Origin of the sequence: Streptomyces sp. NPDC029216, from assembly GCF_040648015.1 — a bacterium.
Taxonomy (GTDB): Bacteria; Actinomycetota; Actinomycetes; order Streptomycetales; family Streptomycetaceae; genus Streptomyces.
This window is the reverse complement of record NZ_JBEZWL010000092.1, coordinates 22,982-29,536: the sequence shown is the minus strand read 5'-3', so window position 1 is coordinate 29,536 and position 6,555 is coordinate 22,982. Positions and strand designations below refer to the sequence as shown.

At 69.1% G+C, this 6,555-nt stretch carries 3 protein-coding genes and 1 tRNA gene; 2 read left to right on the top strand and 2 right to left on the bottom strand.

Features of this window, described 5'->3' with window-relative positions; all coding sequences use genetic code 11:
• Positions 1-110: 110 nt before the first annotated feature.
• Together hrpA and AB0F18_RS27230 are read left to right on the top strand one after the other, a co-directional pair.
• Entirely contained in the window at positions 111-4,058 is a 3,948-nt protein-coding gene (gene hrpA / locus AB0F18_RS27235) for an ATP-dependent RNA helicase HrpA (RefSeq protein WP_362065124.1), read from the top strand.
• 80 nt (positions 4,059-4,138) lie between these two features.
• Positions 4,139-4,212 (top strand) — tRNA-Asp (locus AB0F18_RS27230).
• Between the two features lie 593 nt (positions 4,213-4,805).
• Here the strand turns inward: AB0F18_RS27230 and bldC are convergent.
• Positions 4,806-5,012 (bottom strand): developmental transcriptional regulator BldC, encoded by a 207-nt coding sequence (gene bldC / locus AB0F18_RS27225; RefSeq protein WP_003949541.1) that lies wholly within the window; start codon positions 5,010-5,012, stop codon positions 4,806-4,808.
• A 610-nt stretch (positions 5,013-5,622) separates the two neighbouring features.
• Positions 5,623-6,492: a hypothetical protein gene (locus tag AB0F18_RS27220; RefSeq protein WP_362065121.1), complete on the bottom strand. Its 870-nt coding sequence runs from the start codon at positions 6,490-6,492 to the stop codon at positions 5,623-5,625.
• Positions 6,493-6,555: the final 63 nt, after the last annotated feature.

Genomic DNA, 6,555 nt, shown 5'->3' with positions numbered 1-6,555 from the left:
GGTGGGCTGCCTCTCACTCGCACAACTGGGGGACTCGTCCCGAAATGGTACGGGGAGGGGCACAAATGCGTTCGCCACCCGCCGGGCCCAGGTGAGATCCTCAAGCAGGTATGTCTACTTCCTTCGCCGCCCTGCAGACGCTTCTCGGTGAGATCTCCCTCCGGGACGCGCACCGCCTCGGCCGCCGCCTTGAAGGCGCCCGCCGCATCCGCAAGCCCGAGGCCAAGCAGGCCGTGCTCGACGAGATCGCCGCGGAGGCCGAGAAGGCCGCCGCGCGACTGGCCGGCCGCGCCTCGCGCATGCCGGAGGTCACGTATCCCGAGAACCTGCCCGTCAGCCAGAAGAAGGACGAGATCGCCGAGGCGATACGCGACCACCAGGTCGTGATCGTCGCGGGCGAGACCGGCTCCGGAAAGACCACGCAGATCCCCAAGATCTGCATGGAGCTGGGGCGCGGCGTCCGGGGCATGATCGGGCACACCCAGCCCCGCCGGATCGCCGCCCGCACGGTCGCGGAGCGCATCGCCGAGGAGCTGAAGTCCGAGATCGGCCGCACGGTCGGCTGGAAGGTCCGCTTCACCGACCAGGTGAACCCGGACGAGACCTTCGTGAAGCTGATGACCGACGGCATCCTGCTCGCCGAGATCCAGACGGACCGCGAGCTGCGCGCCTACGACACGATCATCATCGACGAGGCCCACGAGCGCAGCCTCAACATCGACTTCCTGCTCGGCTACCTGGCCCAGCTGCTCCCGAAGCGCCCCGACCTCAAGGTCGTGATCACCTCCGCGACGATCGACCCGGAGCGCTTCTCCCGCCACTTCGGCGACGCCCCGATCGTCGAGGTCAGCGGGCGGACGTATCCCGTCGAGGTCCGCTACCGGCCGCTGCTGGAAGAGGACAGCGAGGAGAGCGACCGCGACCAGATCACCGCGATCTGCGACGCCGTCGACGAGCTCCAGGGCGAGGGCGCGGGCGACATCCTCGTCTTCCTCTCCGGCGAGCGGGAGATCCGCGACACCGCCGACGCGCTGAACAAGAAGAAGCTCCCCCGCGCCGCAGGCGCTCAATGGCAGAGCACCGAGGTGCTCCCCCTGTACGCCCGGCTCTCGCACGCCGAGCAGCACCGGGTGTTCCAGCAGCACACCGGCCGCCGGATCGTCCTGGCGACCAACGTCGCCGAGACCTCCCTCACGGTCCCCGGCATCAAGTACGTGATCGACCCGGGCACGGCCCGCATCTCCCGCTACAGCCACCGCACGAAGGTGCAGCGGCTGCCCATCGAGCGGATCAGCCAGGCCAGCGCCAACCAGCGCAAGGGCCGCTGCGGCCGTACCAGCGACGGCATCTGCATCCGGCTGTACTCCGAGGACGACTTCAACGCCCGTCCGGAGTACACGGACGCGGAGATCCTCCGCACGAACCTGGCCTCCGTCATCCTCCAGATGACCGCCGCCGGCCTCGGCGAGATCGAGAAGTTCCCCTTCATCGACCCGCCGGACCACCGCAACATCCGCGACGGCGTGCAGCTGCTCCAGGAGCTCGGCGCCCTCGACCCGGCGGAGAAGGACCCCGCGAAGCGGCTCACCCCGATGGGCCGGCAGCTCTCCCAGCTGCCGGTGGACCCGCGGCTGGCCCGCATGGTGGTGGAGGCGGACAAGAACAACTGCGTCCGCGAGGTCATGGTCATCGCGGCGGCCCTGTCGATCCAGGACCCGCGCGAGCGCCCGTCGGACAAGCAGACCCAGGCGGACCAGTACCACGCCCGGTTCAAGGACGAGACGAGCGACTTCCTCTCCTTCCTGAACATGTGGCGCTACGTCCGCGAGCAGCAGAAGGAGCGCGGCTCGTCCTCCTTCCGCCGGATGTGCAAGCAGGAGTACCTGAACTTCCTGCGGATCCGCGAGTGGCAGGACATCTACGCGCAGCTGCGCTCGGTCGCGAAGACGATGGGCATCCACGTCAACGAGGCCGAGGGCGCCGAGACCAACATCCACATCTCGCTGCTGGCCGGTCTGCTGTCGCACATCGGTCTGAAGGACACCGACAAGAACGAGTACCTGGGCGCGCGGTCGGCGAAGTTCGCGGTCTTCCCGGGGTCGGCGCTGTTCAAGAAGCAGCCGAAGTTCCTGATGTCGGCGGAGCTGGTGGAGACCTCGCGGCTGTGGGCTCGGGTCAACGCCAAGGTGGAGCCCGAGTGGGTGGAGCCCCTCGCGCAGCACCTGATCAAGCGCACGTACAGCGAGCCGCACTGGGAGAAGGACCAGGCGGCCGTGATGGCGTACGAGAAGGTCACCCTGTACGGGGTGCCGATCGTCGCCCAGCGGAAGATCAACTACGGCCGGATCGACGCCGAGGTCTCGCGCGAGCTCTTCATCCGCAACGCGCTGGTCGAGGGTGACTGGCGCACCCACCACAAGTTCTACGCCGACAACCGCAAGCTGCTGACCGAGGTCGAGGAGCTGGAGAACCGGGCGCGGCGCCGCGACATCGTCGTGGACGACGAGACCCTGTTCGACTTCTACGACCAGCGGATCCCCGAGCACGTGGTGTCGGGGGCGCACTTCGACTCCTGGTGGAAGCACAAGCGGCGCGAGGAGCCCGAACTCCTCGACTTCGAGCGCGAGATGCTGCTGACGGAGAAGGCGGCCGGGGTCACGAAGGCCGACTATCCGGACTCCTGGCGGCAGGGTCAGCTGAAGTTCCGGGTGACCTACCAGTTCGAGCCGGGCGCGGACGCGGACGGTGTGACCGTGCACATCCCGCTCCAGGTGCTGAACCAGGTCACCGACGAGGGCTTCGACTGGCAGATCCCGGGTCTGCGCGAGGAGGTCGTCACCGAGCTGATCCGCTCGCTGCCGAAGCCGATCCGGCGGCACTACGTGCCCGCGCCGAACTACGCCTCCCGGTTCCTGGAGACGGCCGTGCCGCTCCAGGAACCGCTGCCGGTGACGCTGGCGCGCGAGCTCCAGCGGATGGTCGGGGTCCCGGTCTCGGCCGAGGACTTCGACCTCTCCCGGATCCCGGACCACCTGAAGATCACCTTCCGGATCGTCGACGAGCGCCGCCGCAAGCTGGCCGAGGACAAGGACCTGGAGGCCCTGCGCCTCCAGCTGAAGCCGAAGGCCCGCCAGGCCCTCTCCAAGGCCGCGGCCGCCACCGCCGAGCGGGCGGGCGGGGAGTCGGTGGAGCGCTCGGGGCTGACCGACTGGACGATCGGCACCCTGGTGAAGGTCTTCGAGACCCGCCGGGCCGGCCAGCCGGTGAAGGCGTACCCGGCGCTGGTGGACGAGGGGACGAGCGTCTCCGTGCGGCTCTTCGACACCGAGGCCGAGCAGCGGCAGGCGATGTGGCTGGGCACCCGGCGGCTGATCCTGCTCAACATCCCGGTGAACCCCGCGAAGTTCGCCTCGGACAAGCTGACCAACCAGCAGAAGCTGGCCCTCTCCCGCAATCCGCACGGTTCCATCCAGGCGCTGTTCGACGACTGCGCGACCGCGGCCACCGACAAGCTGATCGCCGACCACGGCGGTCCCGCCTGGGACGAGGCGGGTTTCCGCCGGCTGTTCGACGCGGTGCGGGCCGACCTGGTGGACACCACCGTGCGGACCGTCGGCCAGGTCCAGCAGGTCCTGGCCGCCTGGCAGGCCTGCGAGCGGCGGCTGAAGGCGACCGGCAGCCTGGCCCTGATGGCGAACGTCGCGGACGTGAAGACGCAGCTGGCGGCCCTGATGCCGGCCGGTTTCGTGACGCTGACCGGGCTGAAGCGGCTGCCGGACCTGATGCGCTATCTGGTGGCGATCGACCGGCGGCTCCAGCAGATGCCGACGGGCGCCCAGCGCGACACCACGCGCATGGAGAAGGTCCACGAGATGCGGGACGAGTACCTGTGGCTGCTGGAGCAGCTGCCGAAGGGCCGGCCGGTGCCGGAGGCCGTCACCGAGATCCGCTGGATGATCGAGGAGCTGCGGGTCAGCTACTTCGCGCACGCGCTGGGGACGGCGTACCCGATCTCCGACAAGCGCATCGTGAAGGCGGTGGACGCACTCGCTCCGTGAGTGCGGAGCGGCCTGGTTCGACCCCACCCCCCGGGCTGCTGTACAGTCTGACTCGCAGCCGAGCGATCGGCAGCGTTCCAGGTCCTGTGGAGCAGTTGGTTAGCTCGCCACCCTGTCAAGGTGGAGGTCGCGGGTTCAAGTCCCGTCAGGATCGCAGAAACGTCAGGGCCCGTATCCCGCAAGGGATACGGGCCCTGACGCGTTGCCGGGCCCGGTGGACCGGCCCGGCGGACGCGCTCCGCCACCTGTTGATCACCCGGGGCTCACGAACGCCCCTGGAAGCCCCTCAGGCGGCCCCGGCCGCCCGCCCGGACCTCTCCGGCCCCCGCCCGTCCCCGCAGGCCCCCCAGGGGCCCTCCAGCGGGTCGACCGTATACGGCGGCCTCCGGGCGGAAATCCCCCGTTCGCGTGAGGGCGCTCTGCGCGGGACATCCCTTTACGGGGTGCATTGCCGGATGTACAAGAGTCATCAACTGTGACGGGAGTCACCACACGAGTTTTTGAGACTCGCACGTTTATCGGAGCCCTACGCCCGCTCGATTTAATATGTGCAATGGCACCCACCCGGCCGAGCCTCCCGGTCAGCCGAGCCTCCCGGGCACAAAAAAATCGCGCTGGACCCGGCGGAGTCCAGCGCGATCGACGGCAGTGCCTGTTGGGGCAGGCTCCGCCGCATGAAGCTGTGTGGGCTCATCGGATTGGGGGATCCGATACGCACCCTTTAAAGCGGTGGTGCTGTGCGGGACCTCAGGCCTCGCTGCGCTGCTGCGGAATTCCCGCGAGCAGTGCGCGGACCTCGGCCTCGCGGTAACGGCGGTGTCCACCCAGGGTGCGGATGGACGTGAGCTTGCCGGCCTTGGCCCAGCGGGTAACCGTCTTCGGGTCCACGCGGAACATGGTGGCAACCTCAGCCGGGGTCAGCAGCGGCTCGGCATCAGGGGTGCGAGCGGTCATGAGCGGCCTCCTCGGGAGAACCGAACCATCTCGGTTCTTTCCTCTAAATTCTGCACCTTGGCCCGCGTTGCCCGAAATGGACATACGCAGGCCGAGTCGGTTATAGGACGAACGGCTTGTCCTCGGCACTACAACTACACCATCCGTCCAGCCTCGACGGCCAAACCGATGGAATTGCCCTCCGAGGTGTTCATCAGCGGCGGAAGCCGATGGACCGCCCTATAACGGACAGTCACCCCACTGTGACGATCAGTCACAGAGCGATCAGGAGTCGTCAGACCCCCCATAGAGTGCAATACCGAGCATTCCGCCCTTAGTTGGGCGGAAGGAACCCTCCCCGGACTCCTTGTCCTATTTTGGCATGAGGGTAGGGGAAGGACGCAAGGGTGTGGATAGTGCGGTCCGTCACGCTTGGGCCAATGGCCCGGATCGGGACGTAGGTCCTGGAACAAAGACCCTAATACCGTGATCAAGCCCCTGATCTGCGACTTGTGGGCCATTCGGCCGATCGTGACCGATACGGGCGATACGCGTAGCGCCCGAACGGGTTCCGAACAGGTCCGTCCATGATCTACGCAGACCCCGGTTCCGGAAAGGGTCAAGGCTGCCTCTAGTTCGCGAAAAGTCTCTCCCTCACCGCCCTCCACCGCCGGGCCAGCTCCTCGTACACCGCCGCCGCGCCCGCTTGGTCCCCCTCGCGCAGGGCCGCCATGCCCTCCGCGAGGTCGCGGGCCGACCGGTCCCCGGCCAGCCCGTCAGCCGGGAGCCCGTGCAGCAGCCCGCCGTAGTCCAGTTCGACCATCGACCGCGGATGGAACTCCTCCAGCCAGCTGCCCACCTCCACCAGCCCCTCGGCCAGCGGCCCGTAACCCGCCTGCCCCCGCGCCTCCGCCTCGCGCAGCGTCCGCAGCCCCCGCGCGAGCCGGCGCCGCGCCTGCACCATCGGCGTCCGGTAGCGCAGCCGCTCCCCCGGCAGGTACTCCCGCTCCTCGTCCGCCACCAGCACGAACCAGCGCAGCGGCACCTGCCACACCCCGGTACGGATCCACGGGCGCGCGTCGGGGTTCCGCTCCCGCCAGGCCTCGTACGCGGCGACGGCCCGGCGCCTCGACGCCGGCGGCAGCGCCGCGTCCAGCACCGGCGCCGGGAAGTTCGCCACCAGCTCCTCCAGCGCCAGCCACCCCCGCAGCCGCGTCCGCCACGGGCACACCAGCAGCACCCCGTCCAGCTCCGCCGTGAAGGCGTCCCCGCTCTCGTGCGCCGGCACCCCGACCACGGGCACCCGGACCAAATCGGAGAGGGACCGGCGCAGTTCGTCCTGGGCGGTGGGCGCCGGCCCGCGCCGGGCGTACGCTGCCCAGTGGGTGCGCTCCGGCTCCGGGAAGGAGCCCAGGGGCTCGTAGACGCGCAGGTAGGAGGCGTACGGGACGGTCGGTGCGGGCCTCGCGGACGGCGGCCGGAGGTCGGGGGATTCGCTCACCTCCTCGTCCTCCCCGCTTTGGGGGCCCGGTTCACCTCCAACTCGCGGGCCGGGAAAGGCAGG

Bases quoted from the DNA above. Each gene is read 5' to 3' on its own strand.
- hrpA (WP_362065124.1), top strand. From the start codon at position 111: ATGTCTACTTCCTTCGCCGCCCTGCAGACGCTTCTCGGTGAGATCTCC.
- bldC (WP_003949541.1), bottom strand. From the start codon at position 5,012: ATGACCGCTCGCACCCCTGATGCCGAGCCGCTGCTGACCCCGGCTGAG.